25 protein-coding genes and 1 other RNA gene are annotated in these 26,173 nt (G+C 65.3%); 12 read left to right on the top strand and 14 right to left on the bottom strand.

The features are described 5' to 3' along the window. Window positions 1-199: 199 nt before the first annotated feature. Window positions 200-1,786: an AAA family ATPase gene (locus QME71_10740; GenBank protein MDI6858776.1), complete on the top strand. Its 1,587-nt coding sequence runs from the start codon at window positions 200-202 to the stop codon at window positions 1,784-1,786. A 19-nt stretch (window positions 1,787-1,805) separates the two neighbouring features. On the opposite strand, the gene QME71_10735 is transcribed toward QME71_10740, so the two are convergent. From QME71_10735 to QME71_10690, 10 genes are all read right to left on the bottom strand, one after another. Continuing rightward, window positions 1,806-3,119 carry a heterodisulfide reductase-related iron-sulfur binding cluster gene (locus tag QME71_10735; GenBank protein ID MDI6858775.1) on the bottom strand — a complete coding sequence of 438 codons (1,314 nt, stop codon included), beginning with the start codon at window positions 3,117-3,119 and terminating at the stop codon, window positions 1,806-1,808. After that, window positions 3,120-4,457: an FAD-binding oxidoreductase gene (locus QME71_10730; GenBank protein MDI6858774.1), complete on the bottom strand. Its 1,338-nt coding sequence runs from the start codon at window positions 4,455-4,457 to the stop codon at window positions 3,120-3,122. Then, entirely contained in the window at window positions 4,457-5,836 is a 1,380-nt protein-coding gene (locus QME71_10725; protein ID MDI6858773.1) for an FAD-binding protein, read from the bottom strand. Before QME71_10725 ends, QME71_10730 begins: the two co-directional genes overlap by 1 nt. A gap of 294 nt (window positions 5,837-6,130) precedes the next feature. Beyond that, window positions 6,131-6,388 carry a zinc-ribbon domain-containing protein gene (locus QME71_10720; protein ID MDI6858772.1) on the bottom strand — a complete coding sequence of 86 codons (258 nt, stop codon included), beginning with the start codon at window positions 6,386-6,388 and terminating at the stop codon, window positions 6,131-6,133. A gap of 271 nt (window positions 6,389-6,659) precedes the next feature. Beyond that, a complete protein-coding gene (locus tag QME71_10715) occupies window positions 6,660-8,018 on the bottom strand; it encodes an aminotransferase class III-fold pyridoxal phosphate-dependent enzyme (protein MDI6858771.1) in 1,359 nt (452 codons plus the stop codon). Between the two features lie 35 nt (window positions 8,019-8,053). Further along, on the bottom strand, window positions 8,054-9,034 hold the full coding sequence (locus QME71_10710; GenBank protein MDI6858770.1) for a dihydrodipicolinate reductase: 981 nt from the start codon (window positions 9,032-9,034) through the stop codon (window positions 8,054-8,056). Window positions 9,035-9,349: 315 nt separating this feature from the next. After that, a complete protein-coding gene (locus QME71_10705) occupies window positions 9,350-9,571 on the bottom strand; it encodes a hypothetical protein (GenBank protein ID MDI6858769.1) in 222 nt (73 codons plus the stop codon). Between the two features lie 87 nt (window positions 9,572-9,658). Continuing rightward, entirely contained in the window at window positions 9,659-11,119 is a 1,461-nt protein-coding gene (locus QME71_10700) for a hypothetical protein (protein ID MDI6858768.1), read from the bottom strand. A 100-nt stretch (window positions 11,120-11,219) separates the two neighbouring features. Then, window positions 11,220-12,965, bottom strand: coding sequence for an N-acetylmuramoyl-L-alanine amidase (locus QME71_10695; protein ID MDI6858767.1), 1,746 nt, complete (start codon window positions 12,963-12,965; stop codon window positions 11,220-11,222). Window positions 12,966-13,061: 96 nt separating this feature from the next. After that, window positions 13,062-13,835 carry a GDSL-type esterase/lipase family protein gene (locus QME71_10690; GenBank protein MDI6858766.1) on the bottom strand — a complete coding sequence of 258 codons (774 nt, stop codon included), beginning with the start codon at window positions 13,833-13,835 and terminating at the stop codon, window positions 13,062-13,064. 183 nt (window positions 13,836-14,018) lie between these two features. Here QME71_10690 and QME71_10685 point away from each other — a divergent pair, with 183 nt between their 5' ends. The 6 genes from QME71_10685 to ssrA all read left to right on the top strand — a co-directional run bounded on the left by QME71_10685 (window position 14,019) and on the right by ssrA (window position 18,475). Continuing rightward, entirely contained in the window at window positions 14,019-14,213 is a 195-nt protein-coding gene (locus QME71_10685; GenBank protein MDI6858765.1) for an Rdx family protein, read from the top strand. A 108-nt stretch (window positions 14,214-14,321) separates the two neighbouring features. Beyond that, a complete protein-coding gene (locus QME71_10680) occupies window positions 14,322-14,948 on the top strand; it encodes a DnaJ domain-containing protein (protein MDI6858764.1) in 627 nt (208 codons plus the stop codon). Between the two features lie 351 nt (window positions 14,949-15,299). Next, window positions 15,300-16,145: a GGDEF domain-containing protein gene (locus QME71_10675; GenBank protein ID MDI6858763.1), complete on the top strand. Its 846-nt coding sequence runs from the start codon at window positions 15,300-15,302 to the stop codon at window positions 16,143-16,145. 243 nt (window positions 16,146-16,388) lie between these two features. Continuing rightward, window positions 16,389-17,609, top strand: coding sequence for a S41 family peptidase (locus QME71_10670; GenBank protein ID MDI6858762.1), 1,221 nt, complete (start codon window positions 16,389-16,391; stop codon window positions 17,607-17,609). Window positions 17,610-17,636: 27 nt separating this feature from the next. Then, window positions 17,637-18,089 carry an SsrA-binding protein SmpB gene (gene smpB / locus QME71_10665; protein MDI6858761.1) on the top strand — a complete coding sequence of 151 codons (453 nt, stop codon included), beginning with the start codon at window positions 17,637-17,639 and terminating at the stop codon, window positions 18,087-18,089. A 32-nt stretch (window positions 18,090-18,121) separates the two neighbouring features. After that, window positions 18,122-18,475, top strand: a transfer-messenger RNA (tmRNA) gene (gene ssrA, locus QME71_10660). Window positions 18,476-18,572: 97 nt separating this feature from the next. On the opposite strand, the gene QME71_10655 is transcribed toward ssrA, so the two are convergent. After that, window positions 18,573-18,938 (bottom strand): four-helix bundle copper-binding protein, encoded by a 366-nt coding sequence (locus QME71_10655; GenBank protein ID MDI6858760.1) that lies wholly within the window; start codon window positions 18,936-18,938, stop codon window positions 18,573-18,575. A gap of 164 nt (window positions 18,939-19,102) precedes the next feature. Then, complete coding sequence (locus QME71_10650) at window positions 19,103-19,525, bottom strand: cyclic nucleotide-binding domain-containing protein (GenBank protein ID MDI6858759.1); 423 nt, start codon at window positions 19,523-19,525, stop codon at window positions 19,103-19,105. A 362-nt stretch (window positions 19,526-19,887) separates the two neighbouring features. On the opposite strand from QME71_10650, the gene QME71_10645 reads away from it, so the two are divergent. From QME71_10645 to QME71_10625, 5 genes are all read left to right on the top strand, one after another. Next, window positions 19,888-20,565, top strand: coding sequence for a Crp/Fnr family transcriptional regulator (locus QME71_10645; GenBank protein MDI6858758.1), 678 nt, complete (start codon window positions 19,888-19,890; stop codon window positions 20,563-20,565). Between the two features lie 19 nt (window positions 20,566-20,584). Beyond that, window positions 20,585-21,820: an acyl-CoA dehydrogenase family protein gene (locus QME71_10640; GenBank protein ID MDI6858757.1), complete on the top strand. Its 1,236-nt coding sequence runs from the start codon at window positions 20,585-20,587 to the stop codon at window positions 21,818-21,820. Between the two features lie 131 nt (window positions 21,821-21,951). Continuing rightward, on the top strand, window positions 21,952-22,149 hold the full coding sequence (locus QME71_10635) for a hypothetical protein (GenBank protein MDI6858756.1): 198 nt from the start codon (window positions 21,952-21,954) through the stop codon (window positions 22,147-22,149). 44 nt (window positions 22,150-22,193) lie between these two features. After that, the gene (locus tag QME71_10630; GenBank protein ID MDI6858755.1) at window positions 22,194-23,603 is read left to right on the top strand and encodes an OB-fold domain-containing protein; all 1,410 of its coding nucleotides are present in this window, start codon (window positions 22,194-22,196) and stop codon (window positions 23,601-23,603) included. Window positions 23,604-23,640: 37 nt separating this feature from the next. Beyond that, a complete protein-coding gene (locus QME71_10625) occupies window positions 23,641-24,807 on the top strand; it encodes an acetyl-CoA acetyltransferase (protein MDI6858754.1) in 1,167 nt (388 codons plus the stop codon). Window positions 24,808-24,899: 92 nt separating this feature from the next. On the opposite strand, the gene QME71_10620 is transcribed toward QME71_10625, so the two are convergent. Together QME71_10620 and QME71_10615 are read right to left on the bottom strand one after the other, a co-directional pair. Then, entirely contained in the window at window positions 24,900-25,271 is a 372-nt protein-coding gene (locus QME71_10620) for a DUF192 domain-containing protein (GenBank protein ID MDI6858753.1), read from the bottom strand. Beyond that, complete coding sequence (locus QME71_10615; protein ID MDI6858752.1) at window positions 25,268-26,167, bottom strand: type II secretion system F family protein; 900 nt, start codon at window positions 26,165-26,167, stop codon at window positions 25,268-25,270. The genes QME71_10620 and QME71_10615 overlap by 4 nt, the downstream gene beginning before the upstream one ends. Window positions 26,168-26,173 lie beyond the last annotated feature (6 nt).

Here is a 26,173-nt window from a genome sequence, read left to right as displayed (position 1 = left end):
CGCATTTACAACACCGTGCGCCCTCATCAGGCGCTGAACTACAAGACGCCATGGCAGGTAGTGTGTGAAGAACGACAACTACGGACGGCATAGTGTCACCAATGTACTGAACGAGTACAGCTCCTGGACGCCTCGGCCCGCTGTCACTATCATGGTGGGAGACTGCGTAGCTCCATCTCAGTGAGGCGAAGGACGAATGATGACGCAAGGAAGCCTTCCCCGGCTCATCGAATCCCTCCTGTTGCCGTCCGCGTATCCGCACCCGGTGAAGCAAGTCGATCTCATCCAGACTCATATTTCCTACGTCCTTTTCGCCGGGGAGTACGTCTACAAGGTCAAGAAGCCCGTGAATTTCGGCTTCCTCGACTACTCGACCCTCGAAAAGCGCCGCCTGTACTGTCAGGAAGAGGTTCGCCTCAACCGCCGCCTCTGCCCCGACACCTACCTTGGGGTCGAGCCGATCGCCGCTTCCGGCGATCGCGTCATCATCGGAGGAGGCGGCGAAGCCGTAGAGTACGCGGTCAAGATGCGCCGTTTGCCGCAGCAACGGATGATGGACGTCCTGCTCGATGAGGGCGCCGTGAGCAGCGAGATGCTGACGCGTCTCACGGGCAAGCTCGTCGAGTTTCATCGCACGTCGGAGCGCAGCGGCTACATAGACTCGTTCGGCAGCGAAGAGACGATCAGGTTCAACTGGCGTGAGAACTTCGATCAGACGGGGCCGTACGTAGGCCGCACGATATCGAGGGAGCGCTGGCAGGCGATAAGAGATTGGGTCGAGTCGTTCCTGGGGCGGGAAAGGCGCCTGCTCGAGCGCCGCGTACGGGAGGGGCGCATCCGCGACTGTCACGGCGACCTGCGGACGAACGCCGTCTGCTTCGTCGACGGCGTCTGCGTCTTCGACTGCATCGAGTTCAACGAGCGCTTCCGCTACTCCGACGTCGCCTCCGACGTGGCGTTTCTTGCCATGGACATGGACTTCAAGGGGAACCGCGCGCTCTCGGATGAGATGGTGGGCCTGTATCTCGCCCAGTCGCGCGACACGACGCTTCCCCTCGTGCTCAACTTCTACAAGTGCTACCGCGCGTTCGTCCGGGGGAAGGTGGACGGCTTCCAGATCGACGAGCCGGAGATTCCGGCGTCGCAGCGGGAGGAAGCGGCAGCAGCGGCGGGCCGCTACTTTGACCTGGCGGCAGAGTACTGCGGGCGGTCCTGTCCGCCGCTGCTCATGATGATGGTGGGCGCGACGGGAAGCGGAAAAAGCTATCTGGCGCACGCCTTTGCCGGCCGCCTGGGCGCTGCCGTGATATCGTCCGACGTCATCCGCAAGGAGCTGGCGGGAATCGACCCCTCGCTGCCCCGGATCGAGCCGGTCGGCTCCGGCATCTACTCGCCCGAGTCCACTGCCCGGACGTACGACGAGATGCTGCGGCGCGCCCGCGCCTTCCTGGAACACGGCCACCCGGTAATCCTCGATGCCACGTACCTGCGGCGCGAGCAGCGGGAGGGCCCGCGGAGGATGGCAGAGGACATGGGCGTGCCGTTCCTGGCGATCGAGTGCCTGCTGCCGGAAGCGCTGGTCCATGAGAGGCTGCGGCAGCGGGAGACGCAGCCGTGGAGCCCCTCAGACGGACGTTGGGAGATATACGAGGCGCAACGGTCGCGGGCGGAACCCCCGTCGGAGCTGGGGGACAAGGCGCGCCTCACGGTCGACACCAGCCTGCCGCTCTCGCGGCAACTCGACATGGCGGAAGAGCGGGCGGCGGAGCTGTGTTCCAAGAGGTAAGCGGCGGAAGAGAGCCTGGCTAGTCCCCGTCGAGAGCGCGGTACGCCTCGTCCAGCAGCTCGACGACATGCGCAACGTGCGCCCCTTTCGGTCCGTAGCGGCGGATTCCCGCCTCGAGTTGCATCATGCAGCCCGTGTTCGCCGTCGCGATGATTCTTGCCTTCGTCCCGGCGATGTCCGCCATCTTCTCCTTCAGCAAACGCCACGACATCTCCGGCTGGACGATGTTGTACACACCGCCGCTGCCGCAACAGCGTTCCGGCGTCTCCATCTCCACCAGCTCCAGGCCGGGGATCGCTTGCAGGACCGCCCGCGGCTGCGCCTTCGCGCCCTGCGCATGCGTCAGGTGGCACGAGTCCTGGTAAGTGACGCGTCCCTTCACCTGTCCCATCTTTGAGTCGAAAGGTAGAGAGACGAGGAACTCGTTGATGTCCTTAACGAGGGCCGAAAACTGCGCCGCCTTCTCCGCGTACGCGGGGTCGTCCTTCAGCAGATGGGCGTAGTCCTTCATCGCAGCGCTACAGCCGGCCGCGTTCACGACCACCGCCTCGACGCTCAGAGGCAAGAAGGCGTCGATGTTGCGGCGGGCGAGCTCCCGCGCGCCGTTGAGGTCGCCGGCGTGGACGTGGAGGGCGCCGCAGCACGTCTGCTCCGGCGGCACGATGACCTCGCAGCCGTTCCGCTGGAGAACGCGCACGGTCGCCTCGTTAAGGTTGGGATAAAGGTGCGGCGTAACGCATCCTACGAGCAGCGCCACCCGGTGCGCGGGCGCGCTCGAGTGCGCCGGGGTATACGAAGGCTGCATCTCGGCGGAGCTATCGGCAAGCGGCGGCAGGAAGAGCTCGATGTCGTACAGGTGGCAGGGGAACAACTTGAGGAGGCGGGTGCTGCGGACGAGCCTCTGCAGCCCCACACGCTGGTACAGTCGGAGGAGGCGGACGGCGAAGCGAAGCCGCTGCGGGCGGGCCAGGAAGAACGCCGCGAGGCGCTTTCGCAGGCGCCAGCTCCAGGGCGCCGCTCCCTTCTGCTCGAGCACCATGGCCCGGCTGCGTTCCATGACCCTGCCGAAGGGGACGCCGGACGGGCAGGCGGGCTCGCAGGCGCGGCACTGTATACAGAGGTCTAGGTGCGCGAGCAGGCCCGCGGTCGCCGGCATGCGCCCGTCGGCGACGGCCTGGATGAGTTGGATGCGGCCGCGCGGTGATTCCATCTCGAGGCCCGACATGACGAACGTCGGGCATTCAGTGAGGCAGTAGCCGCAGCGGGTGCATCGCCCCATGTCCTGCGGGTCGGGAGCGTCGACGAAGCTCTTGCCCGGTCCGAAAACGCTCACCTACATCCTCCCCAGGAAACGGCCCGGCGACAGGACGCCCTTCGGGTCGAGCTGGCCCTTGACGTTGCGCATCAGGGGGAAATCGCCTCGCGGCTCCCCCCACACGTCGACCTCGCCCTTGAGCGCAACCGGGCAGCGCTCGATGACGAGGGGCGCGTCCCACTCCCAGGCAGCACTCCGCAGCTCGGCCAGGAGGCGGGCACCGCGCTCCGAGAGGCTCCGCTTGCCGGCCTGCCAGAGAATGTACACGCCGCCGACTCCCGCATGCGCCACCGACTGCCCTTTCACGCGATGACGCGCCGCCAGCGCCTCGACCTCGTCGAGGAAAGCGTCCGTCTGCGAAGGCAGGAGCGCCGCGCGCGTGAGAAGCCCGTCGCCGTTTGCGGGCGGTGCGATGAAGGCGCGCACGTTGCGCCACAGACACTCCTCGCCCTCGCCCTCGAGCCGTTCGGTCGAGGCCGCGCCGTTGTCGCTCGCGAGTTGCGTGGCCTCCCTGAGCGAGCGCTCGACCGCGGCCGGGACACCCGCAGCCGCCGCGAGCACCGCCCATCCCTTCTGTCGGACGCCCGTCCCTTCGAACAAGTCAACGGGGCCGGGACCGGCGACCTCCAGCGCCTCGATCGCGAGATTCCGCTGGTACAGCGCTAGGGCGGCCTTGCAGGCAGCGCCGTGCCCGCGGAAGAAGGCGGCGAGCGTGGCCCTGCTCTCAGGGAGGACGGTAACCTTGAAGGCGGCCTCGACGATCACCCCCAGCGTGCCGAAGGAGCCGAGGTAGAGCTTCGTCATGTCGTAGCCGGCGACGTTCTTGACCACTCGCCCGCCCGTCTTCGTAACGCTGCCGTCGGCGAGGGCGACCCGCAGCCCCAGCGTCCAGTCGCGCGGCCAGCCGTAAGCGTGACGCGACGGCCCGCCCGCGTTGGACGCCAGTATGCCGCCGATGGTCGCCGTCTCCGGCTGCGGCGGGTCGAACGGGAGGTACTGGCCGCTCTTCGCCAGGTGGTCCTGAAGGTCGCCCAGCCGCATGCCTGCCTGGACGACGACGGTGAGGTCTTCCGGCGCGTGGTCGACGATGGCATTGAGGCGGGTGACGTCGAGGGCGATATCGTAGCGGCGGGGGACGTTGCCCAGCGCCATCGACGTGCCGCCGCCCCAGGGGATGACCGCCGCGTCCAGGCGCGTCGCTTCCGCGAGCACCGACGCGACTCCGTGGTCGTCGCGCGCCAGGACGGCGAGCTGCGGCGTCACGCCGTCGACCGCGTACCGTTCGAGCCCCCCCGTCAGCACGTCGTCGGCGGGCAGGAGCGAGCGCATAGCATCGAGCAGCGATTCTTCGGCCATCACTCAGCCGCCGCTTTCGTGGGGAATATCTTGCCCGGGTTGAACATCTCGGCGCCGAACGCTTTGCGCATCCGCAGCATGGGCGAGAGGTCGGCGTCGTCGAACAGGAAGCGCATGAACTCGCGCTTTTCCAGGCCCACGCCGTGCTCGCCGGTGATGCTGCCGCCCGCCTCGACGCATAGGCGCATGATCTCTTCGCCGGCGGCCATCACCTTCTGCACCGTCTCCGGCTGCGAGCCGTCGAAGACGAAGGTGGGGTGAAGGTTGCCGTCACCGGCGTGGAAGGAGCTGGAGTGCATCAGCCCGTACTTCTGGCTGATCTCGCCCACCTGCCGCAGCACCTGTGGCAGTTTCGAGCGGGGGCTGACGCCGTCGAGGACGTAGTAGTTGCGGGCGATGCGCCCCACGGTCCCGAGGGCGGCGCGGCGTCCCTCCCAGATGACCGCTCGCTCCGCCGCCTCGGTGGCGACGGTTATCGCCGCCGGGCCGCTCGCTTCCAGCACCTCGCGTATCGCCGGGCCGCGCACGGCCACGTTCTCCTCCAGCCCTTCGACCTCGACGATGAGGCTAGCGGTGACCGCGGGCTCGCCGCCTCCGGCCAGCAGGCGCGCCAGCGCCTCGAAGTGGCTCATCTCCATGCACTGGGGCACGATCCCCTTCGCGATCATCTGTGAGACGGCGCCCGCCGCGTCGACCACGTCCTTGAACTGGGCCACGAGCGTATAGCCGGTCTCGGGGACGGGCATGAGGCGCACAGTGGCCTTAGTGACCATCGCCAGGGTGCCCTCGGAGCCGGTGACCAGGCCCGTGAGGTCGTAGCCGGGGATGTCGCGCGTCTTGCCGCCGACCTCGACGATAGAGCCGTCGGCGAGGACGAGTTCGAGGCCGAGGATGTGGTTCGTGGTGACGCCGTACGCGAGGCAGTGCGGCCCGCCCGCGTTCTCGGCGACGTTGCCGCCGATGGTGCAGACGCGGTAGCTTGACGGGTCGGGCGCGAAGAAGAGGCCGCGCTTGCGGGCAGCGCGGTCGAGCTGGAAGTTGATGACGCCCGCTTCGACGACGGCGAGGCGGTTGACGGCGTCGAGCTCGAGGATGCGGTTCATGCGGGTGAGCACGATAACGATACCGCCCTCGACGGGGACGCAGCCGCCGCTAAGCCCGGTGCCGGCGCCGCGGGGCACGATGGGAACATTGAGCCGGGCGGCGAGCCGGATAATAGCGGCGACCTGCTGCGGCGTCTTGGGGAGGACGACGACGTCGGGGAGGGCGGTCTCGATAGTGGCGTCGTACTCGAAGGTGATGAGGTCTTCGGGCGCGTGGAAGACGGCGTCGTCGCCGACGATCTGCTTCAGTTCTTTGACGGCCTGCTTATCGAGCATGACGCCCCTCGACCCGTTTCGCGGTCCTGGGGCCAGTCTAGCACGGGGGAACGTTAGCTTCTATTCGCGTAGCGGCGGCCACGTCGCACGCTGCCTGCGGCGGCGGCTCGCGGCCTTTCTTTTGGGGTTGGGGGACACCCCCAGACCCCCGGCAGGGGGCGCTGCCCCCTGCACCCCCGGCGGCCGGCGCTACGCCTCTTTGCGAAGTATCTCGACGCCGCAGTGGGGGCAGAAGCGCGCGCCCTTCACATCACGTAGCCAGGGCTTCCAGCCCCGGCGCCGCCATCGATGGCGCTACCCCTCCGCGCGCGGTATCTCCACCCCGCAGTGGGGGCAGAAGCGCGCGCCCGTCGGCGGCAGGGGCTGCCCGCAGCCGGGGCACTGGGTTGAGAGCCGGGCGCCGCAATTGGCGCAGAACTGCCAGTGCGCTGGCGCCTCCGACTGGCATTCGGCGCACTCTTGGATGAAGCGGTGGAACTCGTCGAGGCGCTCGATGAGGCGCTGCCTGTCGGCCCGCGACGAGGGTTTGCGTGTGCGCCGTCTCTCCGTCATCTCTCTCCTCCCGCCTCTATTGTAGGATGCGGGGCGAGACGCGCAATAGTCGGCGCTGCCGCTGCTGGCAACATGAGCGCTCTTCTTCCCACCCGCCCACCCAGAACGGTTGTTTGGAGTCAGGGTTATGGGGTGCTTGACGGCCAATACTCGCTGACACGGTATGGCCCCACTTTGCGCGTACTAGTTCTTGGTTTGCTAGTGGTTGAATCAATGATCGCAGACCATTACTCGGTGCTCTAGACGTCCGCGTGCCAGCCACTTGGGTGTACTAAGGCCGCCTTTCGAGTCGCAGATTTCCCAAAGTCGCCTCCAGGGCGGAGAGGGTGGCGTCGATGTCTGACTCCGTGTGCACCGCCGACATCATGCCCCCCGTCCGCATGAAATCGACCCCTCGATTGATCATCTCCTGACGGAACGCCGTCGCCACCGGCCCCGGCGTCTGCGGCACCGTCGCGCCCGGGCGTTCCTCCCAGTTCCACAGGTACCCGTCGATGGGCTCCGGACAGTCCACGCCTATCGTAATGTGGAACATCGATGAGAACGTGTAGGCGACGCCCTTCGCGCCCGCCTGCCGCATGATGTGGTTCGCCTCCTGACACAGCCGCTTCGCCAGGTCGGCCGCCCGCTGCTGGGCGTCCCCATCGCAGATGTGCGACAGCATTGCGACGCCCGCCGCCGCCGACAAAGGGTTCGCATTGAACGTGCCCGGATGACTGATGCGACGCCGCAGGTTCCACTCCGGGTCGTCGCGGAACTCGATGCGCGCCAGGATGTCCTCGCGGCCGACGACGGCGGCCCCCGGAATGCCCCCGCTGACTATCTTCCCCAGGGTCGTCAGGTCGGGCGTGACGCCGAAGTAGGCCTGGGCGCCGCCGGGGCAGACGCGGAAGCCGGTCACCACCTCGTCGAAGATGAGAACGACGTTGTGTTGCTGCGTCTGCTCGCGCAGGAAGGGGAGGAAGTCGGGGTCGATGGGTATCGTGCCCGCGGAGGCGCCCGTGGGCTCGAGGATGACGGCGGCGATATCGGGGTCGGAGGCGAGCGTCCGCTCCAGCTCCTCGCGTCCGTTCTGGGGCAGGATGACCTGCTGTCCGAGGAAGGCGTCGGGCACGCCGGGCGAGCGGGGCACCGTCTCCTCCGGCGACGTGAGGCCGACGACGCTGTCGTTCCAGCCGTGGAAGTTGAGGGCGAACCGCACCAACTTGTTTCGTCCCGTGAAGGCGCGGGCGAGTCGCACGGCCATCATGGTGGCCTCCGTGCCGCATGTGGTGAAGCGGACCGTCTCCGCGGAGGGAACGAGGCGCTTGATCCAGCCCGCCCACTCCATCTCCAGCTCGTGACAGGCGCCGTAGTGGGTGCCCCTCTGCACCTGGCGCGTGACGGCCTCGACGAGCACGGGATGGGCGTGGCCGAGGAGCAGGGCGCCATGGCCCATCACGTAGTCGATGAGCTCGTTGCCGTCGACGTCCCACTTGCGGGAGCCGGCGGCGCGCTCGACGTAGATGGGGAACGGCTCGAAGTAGCGGATGTCGTGGGTGACGCCGTTGGGGAACTCGCGCAGCGCCTGCTCGTGCAGGGCGGCGGAACGCGGGTGCAGCGCGCGGTAACGTTCGACAGTGCTCGTCATGCGCCCCTCTCTTTCGCTAACGTCGGGCGGGCCGGTCATTCCGGCGGCGTATCGAAGGCCGTCACCAGCGCCAGCTCGGCCATGGTGACGAGGCCGGGCGCGGAGCGAACGACAGCGGGAATAGCATTGACGACGACGCCCGCGGTGGCGAGGTCGCCCTGGACGCCGCCGGGAAGGACGGCGCGCACGGGCGGGCGGCCGTCGATGATTATCTCGTCGCGGGCGTTCAGCGCGTCCTTCGCCATCTGCAGGTCGAGATGGATCACTTCGCGGCCCTTGACCCAGGCGCTCACTACCTGGTGGACGCCGGCGGCGAGGCCGTTGGGGGCGATGACAGGCTCCAGCGTCTGCTCGACGACATCGAGCTGCCAACCGAGGCCGCGGGCGATGAGCTGCGCCGACTCGCGGAGGCCGGCGTGCCCGAAGTGTCCGGCTTCCTGTCGACGGCGGAACTCGTCGAGCGTAATGCCCACGCCGACCTTCCGCTGGAGTTGCAGCCGGCGCTTGCTGACGTCGACGACGCGCCACGCCTCGATGCGGCGCACCTCCTGGCAGGCGGCCGTGAGGGCTAGGACCAGCGTGTCCATGACGAAGCCGGGGTTGACGCCGCTGCCGACGACGGTGACGCCGTTCGCCTTCGCTTCACTGTCGAGCTCGGCGGCGAGGCCGGGGTAGTTGTCCCAGGGGCAGGCAAGCTCCTCGCAGGTGGAGATGCAGTTCTTGCCCGCGCGAACGATGTCGAGCAGCTGCGGGCGCACCTCTTCCAGCCAAGACGCGGTCGAGTGCAGGACGACGTCCGCGGGCGTGGACGCAAGGACGGACGGGGCATCGGGCGCGACGGTGATGCCGAGAGGCGAGTCGAGGCCGGCCAGCGCGGCGATGTCCTTGCCGACGAGACCGTCGGCGATATCGATGGCGCCCACCGGCCGCAGCGAGGGGCGTCGCGCGGTCAGGCGCAGTATCTCCAGTCCGATGGGTCCCAGCCCGAAGTGGATAGTGCGGTACTGCTCGGTCAAGGGGGCTCCCGTTTCTAGGCGGACTCCTGCCGCGTCCTCAAGACAGGGCCGATGGCTTCATGATATGTGTGGGCGCGGCAGTGTCAAGGGCAGGGGAGGCTGTTGACATAACACGGCACCCCTTTGGGGGAGTCCAGAGGGGTGCCCCCTCTGGCGGGGTTCAAGGGGTGTCCCCTTGAGATTCCAGATTGACTCGTCTAGGGTGGGAGGGTGGGAAGAATCACGGCTGCTTGCCCGTCGGAACAAGGGGAGCGCCTCGAAGCTGGGATGGTGCTGTCGATGCCGTTGGAGGCGAAAGTGGATCAAACCCGAGGCTCAGCCAGCGCGGGCGGCCACCGGACAATCGAAGTGCGTCAGGTCATCGATGAGCTCTTCGTCGCAGTACTCGCCCGCCGTCTCGCCGGGGTCGGGAAGACGGAGCCCGAGCTCCGCGAAGTCGCGCCGCGTGAGAGGACGTTGGCAGGCGCGGCAGCAAAACAGGGGAAGTCCCCGTGCGTCGAGGAGAATGCCTTCTGATCGATAGTCGCGGACGGGCATCGTGTCTCCTCCTCAAGAACCGCCGCTGCCTGCCAAGATCAAAACGCGCGTCGGGCGGGAATCTTGCACCGCGTTGGGGGGAGCATTTCACGGCCCGCGAATCCTCACGTACCGACCGCTGGAGTATTTCAGGACGCAGTCGTCGGTCGAGACGTCGGGGGGGATGGGATCTCGCCGCTCGAGGAGATGGACGGCGACGTCATCGTACAGCAGGTTCAGCGTCATCCTGGTCGAACTGCCGTGGTAGTCGAAGAGAGGGCTTTCGATCAGGTAGATCTGTCCCGGCGAGGAGCGCCCACACAGTAGGGGCGTTTCGTGGAACAGTTTGCTGTACTCGTTCGCCTGCCTGCCGATCCAGGCCTGGTTGTTGCGGACTTCGCCCGCCAGGAAGACGCCCCCAACAATCAGGACTCCGGCTGCAAAGGTGAACGACGGCAGCGGCCCGAGACGGTCCCTCATCTCCCCGAACACGGGCGATAGCATGAGGACGGCGAACCCGGCGAGGGGAATGGAGGCGGCATAGGTGTAGCGCGCCTCGATGCCCGACTCGAAGAAGGAGTATGGCAGCAGGGCGACGATGACCCAGGTGAAGAAGAGGGCGCGGACACGCTTTCGGGCAGCTAGCGTCCAGACGCCGAGCGCAATGAACGCCAACGCGGTTGCCACCTGCAACTCCCGCGCCCACTCGATCTCAGCCTCCGGGAAGGGAAACGTAATCCAGCGCAGGTAGCCCCACATGTTCTCAAAGAAATGCCACCCGAAACGGTACAGCCCGCCCTCTGCCGCAGCCTCGTACTCTTGGACGTAGAGGAACACGAAGTACGCGGCGGCGAGGCTGACGAATGGCCCTAACTCCCAGAGCCGGCGCCGAAGGTCGCCAACGGACCGCGGCGGACGCAGCGCCAGCGCCAGACCCGCAAGTATCGCCGGAAGAGTGACGCACGACTCCTTCGAGAGCAGCGCGAGGAGGAACGCCAGCAGAGCGGCCGCATAGAATAGCGCCGCCCTTTGCGTGCCGCGCAGATAGGCGACAAACGCCACGAGGGAAATGAGGTAGAAGCACGCCGCCAGCAACTCCGTCACCCCCGATATCCACGTCACTGCAAAACCGTAGGCGGGAAGGACGAGGAACAGGAGGGCAGCCGTCAGGCCCGTCGCCCGCGAGGCGCCGATCTGCCGCATCAGCACGATCAGCAGGGCAGCGTTCGTCGCGTGGAGGACGATGTTGACGGCGTGATAGGGCTCCGGACCAAGGCCGAAGAGACGCCAGGCGACAAGAAAGTACACGTCGATAAGGGGCCGCCAGAAGGGCGTCGGATAGTCAAGAACCGTGCCCGCGGGAAAGGAAAACGCCTGCTTGAGGAATTGGGGAACGTTCCCGGTGTCCGCAGCCTGAAGCCAGACGTAGTCGTCCAGGGCAAAGAAGTCGTCGATGTGCGGCCAGTAAGTGGCGAGGGCAACGGCGAAGAACAGCGCCGGGGAGAAAAGGAAAGCGCGCCTGCCCCAGACAACGGCCGCTGTCTCCGGTGTTCGCTGCAGCTTCTTCATGTGATGTCCCGTTGCCTTGCTGCGACAATGGTGGGCGCAATTCGACCTTCGCGCAACTCAAGTGTTCAACGTGACGCGGGGGTATGCGGGATACGCGGGGCTAGTTCTTGGTGACGCCGGGCACGCCGATAATCCGCTTCGTAGGCGGCGTTACCGAAGAGACGAAAGTGTGGTTGCTCTCGAAGGCGCCCTCGTTGCCGGTGCGTGGGTCCTTCGCGCGCACGTGGAAGGTGTAGCGGCCCGGTTTGGTCAGCCTGAAGGTGGCGGAGGTATCGGAAGAAAATGCGGACCAATCGGGGCGCTTGTCGGACGTGAACCCGCTGATGTAGTACACCTCATCAGTGTCGAGATTGGGGACCCACCCTTCGAGATAGTAGGAGAAGACCGCCGAGGAAGCCTCGTAGGGCTTCCAGGTGAAAGAGACGCTGCCGCTCTCTATCTCCGCGGCGGTGGGCACCCGCGTTATCTGTGCCAGCGGCGGCACCTTCGCCTGCGACGCGATCTCGCTCGCCACCGTCTCGCGCCATTCTGGCAGCCGCGCGTACGCGTAGCGTCCGGGACAGGCCGTCTGGCCACACTCGCAGTGGCCGGCGATGTTCGGCATGTTCACGACCTTACCGTAATTCACCATAAGGAAATCCGACCGCTCGGTGGGGAAAATGTAGTGGCGCCGGCACGACCAGACGAGGAAGTCGATAAGCGCTTTCACCATGTTCTGCTCTTCCGTCGTCCCAAAGGCGTTAACGTCGAAGTTGCCGATAAGGGACACGCCAGCCGAGCCCTCATTGACGTTATAGGCATGGCCCGCGACCACGTCAGGACTGATTATCTCCCTTCCGTCGCCTATGCCGCTGTCGCGGCCGCGCCGCCCTTCATACACGCGCCCAAAGCGGTCGATAAGCGCGTTGTAACCGATGTCGCCCCAACCACGCGTAATCGCATGGTAGTAGTAGATGGCGCGCACATCCTGCACAGCCTGGTCGGGCGTGTAGACGGGGTAAGGATAATTAGGGTCCTGCGTGCCGGTAGCGAGCGTTGCCGTATGATGTACGACGATTTTCTTGGTGGGGACGTACATGCGGGGCCAGACCTCGGTGCCGTAGCGGTCGAAGCGGTAGCCGTCGTACGCTCCCCATTCCTCTCGCGAGAGGAGCTGTTCGGCGTCGAATGGCGCCTCCAGCTTCCAGGCTTCGCTGCTGGTCGCGGGCGCGCGCGTCGTGGGTGTGGGGGTGCGGGTGCGCAAGGCCGCGATGCTGTACTCCGGCGACGACGACACGTCGATGGCGGTGATGACGACGCGATTCAGAACGGGGGGCGACGCGCTGCTCGGGTCGAAGCGGGCGCGGTATTGGAGATAACGGGCCCGGTCGACGGAGGCGAGGGCGAGGAATGTCTCGCCCCGCGGGTTTTCCTCCGGCGTGGCCTCGATCCACAGCGGTTGCCAGGGCGACCAGTCGCTTCCGTTCGAGGAGCTCCTGATCTCGAAGCTGAGGGCCTGCGGATCGCCTTCGCCTTTCCAGTGAATGCCCACGTGCGTCGGCGCTATGTTCGTCCTTGCGATTGGGGAAGTCAGAGTGCCTTCGACGGAAGCTGCTGCGGCCCTCAGGACGGGGGCCCCCTGCGCGCTCGACCACTTGAGGGCGCGCAAGTCCCCCTGGGCAAGCTGAGAGGGGGAGTGGACCACGTCTTCGGCAACAACCGGAGCGCTCGAGGGGCTGCCTGCTCCGGCGGGGCTGCGGCGCCAGGGGAGCATGAGGGCCGTCCCTCCGCCGACGGCCACCGCAGATGCAGCACCCCCCAACAGACGGCGCCGCGAGACTTTCCTCTGCCAGAACCCCTCAGTCACCTCAGCCTCCGCAGCGCTTCCCTGTCTCAGCCTCCTGCTAGTCGCCGTTACCTTAGCCGCCCGACCATCGAATGTCAACCCAGGAGGGGCCTGTTTCTACTTTTCCAGCGCCCGCTCCAACAGGGACGCGATCAGGGCGTGACCGGCCTCATTTGGGGCGCGGCCGCCTCCCTCATCGAGCGGCGCCGTCAGTTCCTGCGTTCTTCCCCTGAATTCGCCGGCGATGTCGACAAGCGTGGCATCGACGCCCGGCATACGCGCTGCCTCTTCGAGGATTTCGTTGAGAGCCGAATAAAGTTCCTCTCCCGTCTCACTACGCTCTGCCGTCGGGAAGGGGTAGAAGTAGTTGATGACCAGGACGTCCGTTTCCGGACCGGCGGCCACGCGCAGGGCTCTCAGGACTGCGGGGACGTTCAGGCGCGCTTCGTTCAACATCCCGTGGAAGGCCGCCTCGCACTCACGGTCGTCCAGGGTCGCGGGCGGGCGGCAGGGCCCATCTTCCAGCAGAAGCGACATCGCCTCCTCGCCGCCGATCTGGAGCGTGATGGCAATGGTGTCATTGTCTGGCGATTCATCCTGATTGCGGAACCTCAGCTCCGCCAGAGCCTTGGCGAGCTGTCCATCGCCGATCATCGACGCCGTGGTCTCGTTCTCGACGGCGAGGCTACGCAGGGACAGTTGCTCTTCCGTCTCTTCTTGAAGAAAGGCGTGGAAGAGGGAGGCATAGCTCTTTTCATAATCGCCGCCCCCAGCGCCCGCGGCGTAGCTGCCGCCCAGCGCCACGTAAGCGCGCCTTTCGGTCGTAGGACAGCCGGCCAAGATGGGGACAGAGATAATAAGCAGCAGGAGCGGCAGCACAGGATGTTTCAAGAAACGCTCTCCCTGCATTTCGCCGACGATGCGGCCCCGATTGACAAGGCCCCTCTCCGGCCTATCATTTCCTGCGAGAGGACTCAGCCTATTAACACACAGAGAGGAGAAATGGACAAGATGACGGCCGAAAAGGAGAGACTGACGATCGAAATCGAGTATTGCAGACCTTGAAACTATTTGTTGCGGGCCGCCTGGATGGCGGCGGAACTGCTGGCGGAGATGGGCGAATGGGTGGACTCGCTGCGGCTGGTGCCGTCGGGAGGAGGCAGGTTCGAGGTGTCGGTGAACGGAGAAGTGGTGTACTCGAAGGCGGCCACGGGGCGGTTCCCCGAGCTTTCCGAGATCCAGGGGAAAGTGCGGCCGTTGTTGACATAACGCTGTATGCCCTCTAATGGGGTCTCTTCTCCGCCAGGGCTGAAACTTTCCGCTCCAGCGCACGTTCTTCTCTTTTGAGAAGCGAACGTGACCCTTGGGAGCGAGGAAATGAGCGGGGAAGACTACTACGCAGTTATGCGGCTGGCGCCCAGCGCCGACCACGTGATGGTAGGGCAGACGTATTGGCACCTGGCGCGCAAGTACCAGTCGGAGATGGACGAAGACCCCAGCGCGAAGAGACGTCTGGAGGAGCTCAACAGGGCATTTGCGGTGCTCGGCAATCCGCTCGAGAGGGCAGCGTATGACGCCGCACGCGCCGCCGAGGCAAGACGCGACAGGGAACGCATAACGCACCAGAAGCGGGTGAGCATCGAGGTATCCTACTGGCGTCTGCCGGCGTGGCAGGGTGTGATGGCAGCCACCGGAGGTATCGCGCTCGCAGCACTGGCCTTTCTCGCCGGCGCTTCGCCCGCGGCGACACTGGCCCTGGCGGCAGTGACGGTGACGGCCGCTTTGCTCCCCATGAGAGACGAGTGGAAGCCGTCTGCCAGCAAGCACGAAGCCTGGTCCTCACGAGGGGAGCGTGAACTCATAGCGCTCGAGCTGGAGAGGTCTACGGCGGCAGTAGTCGCGCGCTGGAGGGAGACGGCCTCGCGTCCGCAAGACCCGCTCACACCGTCGCGTCTCGGCCTCGACCAAGCCTCCGCCAATCCGCGCGATCACATAGACCTTTAGAAGAGGCGACCTCTGTGCCCCGGAGAAGGGGCCGGGGAAATCGCTCGCCTTTCGTGTTCAGGTGATCGCACTATTGTAGTTATGTCTGATTGACGCTGCATGTAAGTCTACATAACGCTCCATACCGATCATTAGACTCCCGCTGAAAGCCCCTCCCGCCGTCAAGGTGAGGGGTCGCGCGGTCGATACTCTATTGGGAGCGGAACCTGCGGAGGGCGTCAACAAAGCGTCTCCGTCCAGGAGCGAGACAATCGTTGGGCCTGCATTCCAGGACCGACGGCGGCCGAGCGGCGAAGACTCTCCTCCATACGTCCGCGGACCGCTCAAGATGAACCCCCGGGGGGCGAAACGATGACGATTTCAGGCAGCAAAGACGAGTGGCGCTCGCAACCGCTGCCTGCCGAAGCCGACCTTCCTGAGAGCAATTTTCCGGCGCCGGCGGCCGCCTGGGCGACAAAGGCCGGCGGCCTGCTGGTGTTCGCGCTCCTCCTCGTCTGGTCACAGCTCGGAGGCCATTACTTTTCGGGCGTCGTCGACCACGCGGTCGAAGCGGCGCTGGTGCTCACGGCGGCCGCCTTCACCGCGATGCTCGCGGCGCGCTCGGGCAGAGCGAACGTGACGTTGGAGAGAGCCTATTCTGAACATCTAGAAAAGCTCAGCGACAGCCTTCGGCACATTGCCTACCATGACAGCCTCACCGGCCTCTACAACCACCGCTATTTCCACGAACAGCTCCCCCATGAGCTCGAACGAGCGTCGAGATACGGCCACGAGCTGTCGATCGTGATGCTTGACGTCAACCACTTCAAGGAGGTCAACGACCGCTACGGCCATTTGATGGGCGACCAGCTTCTGACCTTCCTTGGGCGCCTGATCCTGGAAAACGTGAGGGTCTCGGACACGGCGGCTCGGTATGGAGGGGACGAGTTCGCCATCATCCTTCCCGAGACTGATGGCCCGTCGGCCCGGATGACGGCCGCAAAGCTCGCCGAGATGATATCCAAACGCCGCGACTGGGGTGGCGGACTGCTGCAGAAGGTGGCGCTACAGGTCTCCTACGGCGTCGCCACCTACCCCGGAGACGCTACCACCGTAGAAGGCCTCCTCGTCCACGCCGACCGCGCGCTCTATGCATCCAGGTCACTGCCTTTGAGAAGGACCCCGCTGCCATCGACCCGCAGGCGCAAATCGGCTTGACCTTGTGCCCGTCCCCTCGACTCGAGCAGTACTGGAGGGGCGCGCAGTATGCACGATTATGTCAAGTCTCCCCTGCCCACCGTCAGCGACGCGAGTCTGGCCCTTCCCTTCCGACCGGGCTGCCGGGGGCGAATACTGCGCCGCGCGGCAAAAGCGGCCGAAAACGAAATTGTCACCGCGATCGCCAGATGCTAGACTTGACTGAGCCGAGAGAAAGCCCGCAGTAAGAAGGAGCGCCCGCCCATGTCAAAAGCCCTCAGGCCCATCCTGGTCTCCCTTCTTGTTATCGCCCTCGTCGGACTCTCTTTCGGCCTCGGCATCGCCGTCGAACGGCAGGCCGGCGATGATTCCGGTGCGGCGGTAAGCACGCCGGAGGACGCGCCCGACTTCGACGCCCTTTACGAGATTTACGGCCTCCTCCGCCGGCATTATGTCGACCAGGACATCCTCGACAACCAGACGCTCTACGAGGCAGCGATCAACGGCATGCTCAAGGTCCTCTCCGACTCCGGCACCTACTATGTCGACCCGACGACTTACAACATCAACGTCATGCCTTCCGGCACCTTCGAAGGTATAGGGGCAACGGTTGCCGAGCAGCAGGGCAAGATCATCATCGTGGCGCCCATCGCTGATACCCCCGCTCAGCGCGCCGGCATCCGCTCCGGCGACGCCATCCTCGAAGTCGACGGCGAGTCCACGGAGGGGTGGACGGTCGAGAAGGCAGTGATGCGCATCAGAGGGCCGCGCGGCACTACCGTGAGGTTGAAGGTGGAGCACAGCGACGGCGTCATAGAGGACCTGGAGCTGACCCGCGACGAGATCAAGATCGAGAGCGTGTCCCGCGAGCCTCCCGCCGGCGTGTTCAGGGACGCAAACGGCAACGAAGTCACCGACCTGGCCTACGTGCACATCCGCGAGTTCACGTCGCTCACGCAATCGCAGCTCGAACCGATCCTGCAGGAGATAAGCGACGGCGGCTACAAAGGACTGATTCTCGACCTGCGCAGCAACCCCGGCGGCCTGCTCGAAGCGACGGTAGACGTGGCCGATATGTTCCTCGACGGCGGCATCATACTGGTGCAGGTGGAACAGGAGGAAGAAGAGAAGGTGTTCGAGGCCGAGCCCGGCGGACCGGCGACAAAGATACCGATGGTCGTCCTCGTCAACCGGTTCAGCGCCAGCGGCGCCGAAGTTCTCGCCGCCGCCCTCCAGGACAACGGCCGCGCTCCCCTTCTGGGCGAGAAAACGTTCGGCAAGGGGACAGTGAACATCCCTCAGGAACTCAGCGATGACCGGGGAGCGCTCTTCGTAACCGTCGCCCGCTGGCTCACACCCGACCGCATCCTCATCGACGGCGTCGGCATCCGGCCGGACATCGAGGTGACGCTGTCTGACGAGGACATCGATATGCGGCGCGACGGCCAGCTCCTGGCGGCCATCGAGTACCTCCGCGGCGAGTAGCTCTCCCTTTTCAGCGGAGCGGCAGCCATGGCAGAGAAGGTCATCACCTTCAACCGCAAAGCGCTCCACGAGTACCACGTCCTCGACACATACGAGGCCGGGCTTGCCCTCACCGGCACCGAGATCAAGTCGATTCGCGAGGGGCGCGTCAACATCCGCGACGCCTATGCCCGCCCCGAAGACGGCGAGATGTGGCTGCACGGCGCGCACATTGCCCAGTACCCGCCGGCGGGACGCTTCAATCACGAGCCGGGCCGCAAGCGGAAGCTGCTCCTCCACCGCTGGCAGATCGAAGAGCTGAGCAGCGCCGTCGAGGAGAAGGGGCTCACGCTGGTGCCGCTGCGCCTCTATCTAAAGAACGGCCGCGCGAAGCTGGAACTGGCGCTTGTGCGCGGCCGGCGCGTCCACGACAAGCGGGAGCGCATCGCTCAGCGCGAGGCGGAGCGGCAGATCGAGCGGGCGCTGCGCCATCGACGCTAGCAAACGCAGTTGCAGTCGAGTATAATATTCGTGGGGACGAAAGGGTTCGACAGGGAACGACGGACCTGGATTGCAAGCCGAGGTGCCATCACCCTCGAAAAACAGGTGGCAGAAAAATAACCGGCGAACGTGAGTTTGCCCTCGCTGCCTAACTGAGGCAGCGACGCTTTCCGCAGCCTCTCCTCGATGGGCCGCGGACAAGCGCCGACTAGTCGAGGTGCTGCGGCCCGGACGTCGATAAGGGCCGCTCAAGACTAATCGACTGGCCGGGCGGAATCCGGTCGGCAGGAGCCCGCCAGGCAAGACCAAAGAGCCGGCTAAGCTTGTAGGAGATTCAGGGCGTTCTTCTTCTGGACGGGGAGTTCAATTCTCCCCCGTCTCCACCAATTTCAAATACGCGCAGCCGTTCCGGCAGCCCGGAGCGGCTGCTTCACAGTACGTACCACCCCGTCGCCGTCACGCGAGACTGCGGTCCCCCTTGCCCTAGGCGGCGCGGCGCATCCTCGCCATGACGCGGCACGACTGCGCGCACGTCCGGCATGCGTCCGCACACTGCTGCATCATCGAATCGTTGGGGTCGACCTCGAGGCAGCTCTGCGCGCACCTGTCACAAATGTCGGCGCAGATGCCGCAGATCTCGGGATGGAACTGCGAGCCGCGGGCCATGTAGAGCGCGCTCAGGGCGCAGATGTTCTCGCAGTCCATCAGCAGCCTGATGTGGCCCGGCTCGACGTGTTTTCCCCCCATCTCCAGACAGTGGGAAATCGTTTGGGAGCAGGCCCTGTAACAATCCAGGGAATCGTTGATCGCCCGCTCCATCTCCATGCTCGTCTGCATCTGGTGAGCCATGACGGCGCCTCCCTCCACAGAGATTCCTGACTGAGGTCAGTTTAAGTGGGCGGGAGGAGGCGAGTCATTGACGGCCCGACAAACGGCTGTGGGACGGAACAGGATGCCTCATGAAAGAATGACGCGGCCCTGCAGTGCGGCGTCAAAGCCGGGCCGGGGAACGCCTAAAGCGCTGGTGACTGGTACTCTCGCAGCCGGCGGCTAAGGACCGGCAGCATCTGCACCGCGATGTAGGGGTTGCTTCGCAGCTCCGCAAGGAAGTCCCAGCGTGAGAGGACCAGGCACTCCGTGTCCATGACCGCCCGGACGCTGGCGGAACGGGGGTACGAGTCGAGGATCGCCATTTCGCCGAAGAACTCGCCTGGGCCCAGCGTGGCGATAATCTTCTCTCCTGAGTCCGCGTTCCGGACCACGTCAACGCTCCCGGAGCGGATAATGTAGAATGCAACCGCCATCTCGCCTTCCTTGACGATCATCTCGCCCCTCTTGTACGGCCGCACTATGACCGCTGACGCGAGGCGCTTGAGGTCGCGTCTGCTCATCTCTGAAAAGAGGGGCACCTCGGCAAGTGTGTCCTCGACGCTCATCGTCGTCCTATCTCCTCTCTCTCCCTGTAGAGGACAATCTTATCGCAGACCGAACGCAGTGCGCCACACCCGCGTTAGAGTATTATGTCTACTACCGTTCCCCTCCAAGGACGACGCTTTCTTTGCCCGCTCCAACGTCTCTATCCGCCTCTGAATCGAGTCCACTTCGCGCTGCAACTCAGCGTTGCGCGCCATGGCAAGCATTTCCTCAAACATTCGTCTCCTCCTCAGACCTTATCACCTTAATATAGGGCCAACAGGCGCGCTGCTCTGTGAGGCAGTCCACCCGCGATGGGTCAAGCGCTTCACATTAAAGAAAAAGGGAGTAGGATGTGCTACAGGACATGCGAAGGGGGCAGCACATGACGGTTAGCGCCATCTCCCGGGTACCGCTGTTCGCCCAGCTGTCGAAGGACGACCTGCAGGCGCTGGCAGAGAAGGCGCAACGGCGCCGCTTCCGCTCGGGCCAGGTCATCTTCCACAAGGACGACCCGGGAACGCACTTCTACCTTGTCCTCGAAGGGAAGGTGCGCATCTCCTTCCCTTCTCCCCAGGGCGACGAAATAACCCTCGCCATCCTCGGGTCGGGCGAACTGTTCGGGGAATTCTCCTTGCTGGACGGCGAGCCGCGTTCGGCGACGGCTACGGCGGCTGAAGACGTCTGGGCGCTAACGGTGAGCCAGCATGACTTCGTGTCGTGGCTTACGAGCAGGCCATCGGCAGCCATCGCCCTTCTGCGCGTGCTGAGCCGCCGCCTGAGGCGCTCCGATGAGCTCCTGGGCGACACGGCGTTCCTGAACGTGCCCGGCCGGCTGGCGAAGAAGCTGCTGGAGCTGGCGGAACTCTACGGCCGCGAGACGCCGCAGGGCCGTCCCGTAGAAATACGCTTGACTCAGGAAGAGCTCGGGAGCACCATCGGCGTGACGCGGGAGAGCGTGAACAAGTACCTCCGATACTTCAGCTCGAAAGGATGGGTGGACCTCAAGAAGGGAAAGATCACCGTCCTGAACATGAGCGCGTTGCAGGAGCAGGTCTATTAGCCCTGACGGGCAGGAGGAGATCATGGAAAGCTTGTTGACGGCGGAGCAACGGAAGCTTCGGGATGAGGTGCGGGCCTTCGTGCGCGATGAGGTGCCTCGCCAGCTCATCCTCGACATGGACGCGGGCAAGGTATCGTACCCGCGCGAGTTCCTGGAGGCGGCGGCGCGCCACCGCCTTCTGGGACTGCGCTTCCCCGAGAAGTATGGCGGCCGCGGCCTCAAGTGGACGGACGAGATCATCGCGCTGGAGGAGATAGGCGTCCTCAGCACGAGCCTCCCCTGCCTTTACGGCCTCGTGAGCATCGTCGGCGAAGGGCTGAATGTCTTCGGCACGGAGGAGCAGAAGGAGCGCTGGCTGCGCCCCGTCCTCGAGGGGAAACTCGGTGTCGCCGAGGCGCTGACAGAACCCCGCGGCGGCTCCGACTTCTTCGGGGCGACGACGAGGGCGGAGAAGAACGGTGACTTCTGGCTCCTCAACGGACAGAAGCGCTTCATCGTCGGCGCCGAAGGCGCTGACTACTTCTTCGTGTACGCGCGCAGCCGGCAGGACGCCACCCCTCACGAATCGCTCAGCTCGTTCATCGTTGAGCGCGGCCCGGGCGTCGAAGTCCACCACGTGTACGGTCTCATGGGCATGCGCGGCGGCGGCACGGGGCGCGTCTACTTCCGCGATGCGAAAGTGCCCCTGCAAAACCTCATCGGGCCCGAACACGGCGGAGCGCTCGTCTTCAACCAGATGATGATACCGGAACGCATGACGAGCGCGGCCGGCGCCCTTGGCGGCGCTCGCGCGGCCCTCGACATCGCCGCCCGCTACGCCGACCGCAGGAAGGCTTTCGGGGAGAAGATCCGCCGCTTCCAGGGCGTCAGCTTCAAGATCGCCGACAGCATTACGATGCTCGATGCCGCGCACGCCCTCGTCTACGCGGCGGCGCACGCCATCGATAACGGCGACGACCCGGGCCGCGTGCGGCGCCTCGTGTCGGAGGCAAAGAAGTTCTGCACCGACGCTTCGTGGCAGGTGATAAACAACGCCATGCAGATAATGGGCGGCATCGGCTACACGAACGTCTACCCTATCGAACGGATGCTGCGCGACGGCCGCCTGCTGACGATATGGACGGGCACCAACGAGATTATGAACCTGCTCATCCAGCACGAGTACTACCGCGAGCTGGGGTCGCCTGCCCCCGTGCGCAACGTGGAGGCGGACGCCCCGGACGCGGAGCTGCCGGAAGAGAAGGTCTACGAGTAGCGCCGCTGAAGGCGCGTCCAGCGGGTCGGTTCTGAGTGTCCGCTCCACAATGCCGGAAATTCAGAACGGAATTGTCTGCTTCGCGTTTGCAGAGTACGATCTGGCCAGAGAGTCGCAACGGGAGGTGAGACGTGGCGGTGAAGAAACGCGCCGGTCCCCGGCAGCGCCGGCCTCGCGCAGGCCCGCGCCGTGCCCAGAAGCAGGAGCGCAAGGCCGAAGCCCAACCGGAGGCCGCGTGCGAGAAAGGCTTTCTCTTCGATCCCTACTGGGACGAGGTGTTCGCGGCATACTACGACCCGACGCTGAGGACGTGCTGCACCATCCGATGATCCGCATTCATCGATCAGCGTTCCTCTAACGAAAGGAGGCTTCAGTGGCCAACATCGCATCATTCGGCGCCTACGTGCCCCTCTATCGCCTTCCCCGCCAGAAGATCGGTGACGCCTGGGGCATACCGGCTGTGCCCGGCGAGCGGGCGGTCGCGAACGCCGACGAAGACAGCATCACGATGGCCGCCGCTGCCGGGCTCGATTGCCTCGCGGGTGTCGACCTGACGAGCGTCGACGGCGTCTTCTTCGCGACCACGACCGCGCCCTACGTGGAAAAGCAGTCGGCGGGCGTCATCGCGCAGGCCCTTGACCTGCGGCGCGATATCAACACCGCCGACTTCACGGGCTCGCTGAGGGCCGCCACGACTGCCGTGCGAGCCGCCATCGACGCCGTCGATAGCGGCTCGGCGGGCAGCATACTCGTCGTTGCCGCCGACTGCCGTCTCGGCGAGCCGGAGTCGATGTGGGAGCAGCTCCTTGGTGACGGCGCGGGCGCTGTCCTCATCAGCAAGAGCGGTCCGGTAAAGATCGCCGCATCATACTCGCTTGCCGGCGAGCAGATCGGGCCCTGGCGGCGCAGCGAAGACCGTTACATCCGCTCCTTCGAGGCGAAAGCGGAAACGCAATACGGATACGCCGCCGCCGTCATCGAAGCCGGAAGGTCGCTGATGGAGAAACAGGGGGTGGCCGCCGGCGATATCGCGAAGGCTGTCATCACCGCCGCCGATCCCCGTAGCCACATGACCGTCGGACGGACGCTCGGCTTCCAGCCGCAGCAACTCCAGGACACACTCTTCCTCTCCGTGGGCAGCCCCGGGGCGGCCCTCGTGCTCCTCATGCTCGCCGGAGCGCTCGAGCAGGCAAAGGCGGGGGAGAAGCTGCTGGTGGTCAACCACGGCGACGGCGCCGACGCCCTGCTGCTGGAAGTGACCGGCGAAATACCGGCAGCCCCTGGCAGGAAGGGCCTCATCGGCCACATTTTTCAGCGGCGCGAGCTGCCCGCATACACTTCGTACGCTCACTTTCGCCATCTGATGGAACGCGACATCCGCGTACCCGGCGGGTCGCCTGTCACCTACTGGCGTGACACGCGCCAGGAGCTCAACTTTCACGGAGCCCGCTGCCTGAGCTGCGGCGTCATCCAATACCCACCGCCGCGCATCTGCGGCGAGTGCCACTCCAAGGACAAGTTTGAGGACGTGAAGCTGTCACGCAAAGGAAGCGTCTTCACGTTCACGCTGGATCACCTCTCGGAAGGCCAGTACCTCAACGTTCCCATCCCCCGCCTGGTCATCGACCTCGAGGGAGGGGGCCGCGTCTTCCTGGAGATGACGGACGGCGACCCACAGGAAGTCAAGATCGGCCTGCCGGTGGAAGTGACGTTCCGGCGTCTGCATGAGGGCGCCAACTTCCACAACTACTACTGGAAGGCCCGGCCTCTGCCCCAATCGTAGGGGTGCCGGATAGCTTTTCTCAGAGAGGAGAGTTCTCATGGGAAGCATTGCAGACAAGGCGGCGATAATCGGCGTCGGTTGCACCAAGTTCGGCGAGCTCTGGGAGAAGGACGTCGAGGACCTAATGGTCGAGGCGGCGCACGAGGCCCTCGACGACGCCGGCATTACCGTCGATGATATCGAGGCCGCGTGGGTGGGAGTGCTCTACAACTTCACAGGCATCAGCGGCAGCACGTTCGGCGAGCCGATGAAGCTCTTCGGCAAGCCGGTGACGCGGGTCGAGAACTTCTGCGCCTCGGGAATGGACGCCTTCCGCAACGCCTGCTACGCCGTCGCTTCGGGAGTGTACGACATCGTGGTCGCCTGCGGCGTCGAGAAGCTGATGGACACCGGCAGCTCCGGCCTGCCCATGAGCGACTTCGGGCACCCGGTCATCGGCGGCATCAGCGCTCCCGGCCTCTTCGCGCTGGCGGCGACGCGCTGCTTCCACGAGTACGGCTGGACGAAGGAAGACCTGGCGCGGGTGGCGATAAAGAACCACAAGAACGGCGCGCTGCATCCGAAAGCCCACTTCCGCCGCCCGATCACAATGGAGGACGCCCTTAACGCCCCCATGATCGCCTGGCCGCTGGGACGCTTCGACTGCTGCGCCATGTCGGACGGCGCGGCGGCGGTAGTAATAACGCGGCCCGAGCTTGCAAAGACGAGCAAACACAAGGACGACTACGTTCTCGTAAAGGCGAACGCCCTCGCCCTTGCGAGCGTGCAGCCCATGTTCCGCAACTCCTTCGACTACCTGGGCTTCCCGGCCACGCAGGCGGCGGCAAGGCTGGCCTATGAGGAAGCGGGGGTGAAAAACCCGGCCAAGGAAATAAGCTTCGCTGAAGTGCATGACTGCTTCACGATCACGGAGATACTGAACTGCCAGGACCTCCAGTTCTGCGAGCAAGGACAAGGGGCGTCGTTCGTCGCCGAGGGCCACACGGAGGTTGACGGGACACTGCCGGTGAACCCCAGCGGCGGGCTGAAGTGCTTTGGGCACCCCATCGGAGCGACCGGCTGCCGGATGATCTACGAGGTGACGAAGCAGTTGCAGGGTCGCGCGGACGGGGCGCAAGTGAAGGACGCGCGGCTGGGGCTGGCGCACAACCTGGGCGGGCCCGCATCAGTCTGCTCCGTCACCATCCTCGGCCGCAACGACTAGGCGACACAATCCGGAAACGCTCCGGGAGAGGCTTGTTGCTGCAGCGCAGGCCTCTCTTTATGTTCTCGCGCTGACAGCTAGACGGCGAAGAGCTACGCGGCGGAGAATTCGAGCCGGTCGCTGCGCTCCGTCTGCGACGCTCCGATGGCGCCCACCGGCAGCTCGATCGTATAGCGCGTCCCACGTGGAGAAAACGCCAGCCGCCACGGCTTCACGTTTTCCGCCGTCTTCAAAACGACGCCTTCCCTGCTCACGAACACGACATCGATGGGAAAGCGCATGAAGAACGTGTGGATGCTCGACCCGGGGGCAATCACCAGACCATCGCCCTCGGGCAGGCTGCCTCGCCCCAGCAGGCCGATCATCCGGCTCAGGAAGCGGTCCGCCAGCCGCGCTTGCGCCGCAAGCGTTCGTCCCTTGCCCTTGTTCTCGACCCTGACGTAGCGGGCGTGGGGGATAATCACTGCATGTAGGTTTCGTAGAGCTGGATGACGGCCGGCCCGAGGATAACGATGAACAGCGTCGGGAAGATGCAGAGCACCAACGGGAAGATCATCTTCACCGGCGCCTGGTTCGCCAGCTCTTCCGCCCGCTGTCGGCGCCGCGTACGCATCTGCTCCGACTGAACGCGCAGCACCTGCCCGATGCTCGTGCCCATCTGCTCCGCCTGGATTATAGCATTGACGAAGATGGAGAGGTCGGGGATCGCGGTGCGCTCCGCGAGGTCGCGCAGCGCCTCAGCGCGCGAGCGGCCCATGCCGATCTCACGCAGCGTCTTCGAGAGCTCCTCGGCAAACGGCCCCTCGACCTTTTCGGCCACACGCGCCAGAGCGGCGTCCAATCCCAGCCCCGCCTCGACACAGGTGGTGATCAGGTCGAACGAGTCAGGCAGAGCCTTGATGATAGCGGTGCGCCTCTGGTTTATCCGGTTTTTCAGCCAGAGCGTGGGCAGGAACACGCCCACGCCGGCCATCACAACGGCGATGCCGAGGACCTTCGAGTCGACTCCGCCGTACATGGCGATGCCGACCGCGAGGCCGAGGCCAGACAGCACGGCCGCCGCCAGCGCGGTGATGATCAGGTATCCTTCCAGCGTCGTCGGTTCGCCCGCGCGCTCCAGCCTCGCCCTCAGCCGCATCACGAAGGACTGCGGAAGCAGGGCGAAGAATCTCTCGGCTGCGACGTCGAGTATTGGGCCGATGATACGCTCGCCGAAGGAAGGCACCTTGGCTTCACCACTGGCCCGTCCAAGGCCGATGAGCGCCACGCGGGCGCGGACCGCATCATGGCCCGGGCCAGCGAACGCCATGACCAGCAAGTAAACGCTCACGAAGACCGACGCTGCAGCAATTATCGCCATGACTCC

The organism is Dehalococcoidia bacterium (assembly GCA_030018455.1).
Taxonomy (GTDB): domain Bacteria; phylum Chloroflexota; class Dehalococcoidia; order DSTF01; family JALHUB01; genus JASEFU01.
The sequence above is the reverse complement of the archived record's forward strand: the minus strand, read 5'-3'. Positions and strand labels throughout refer to the sequence as shown.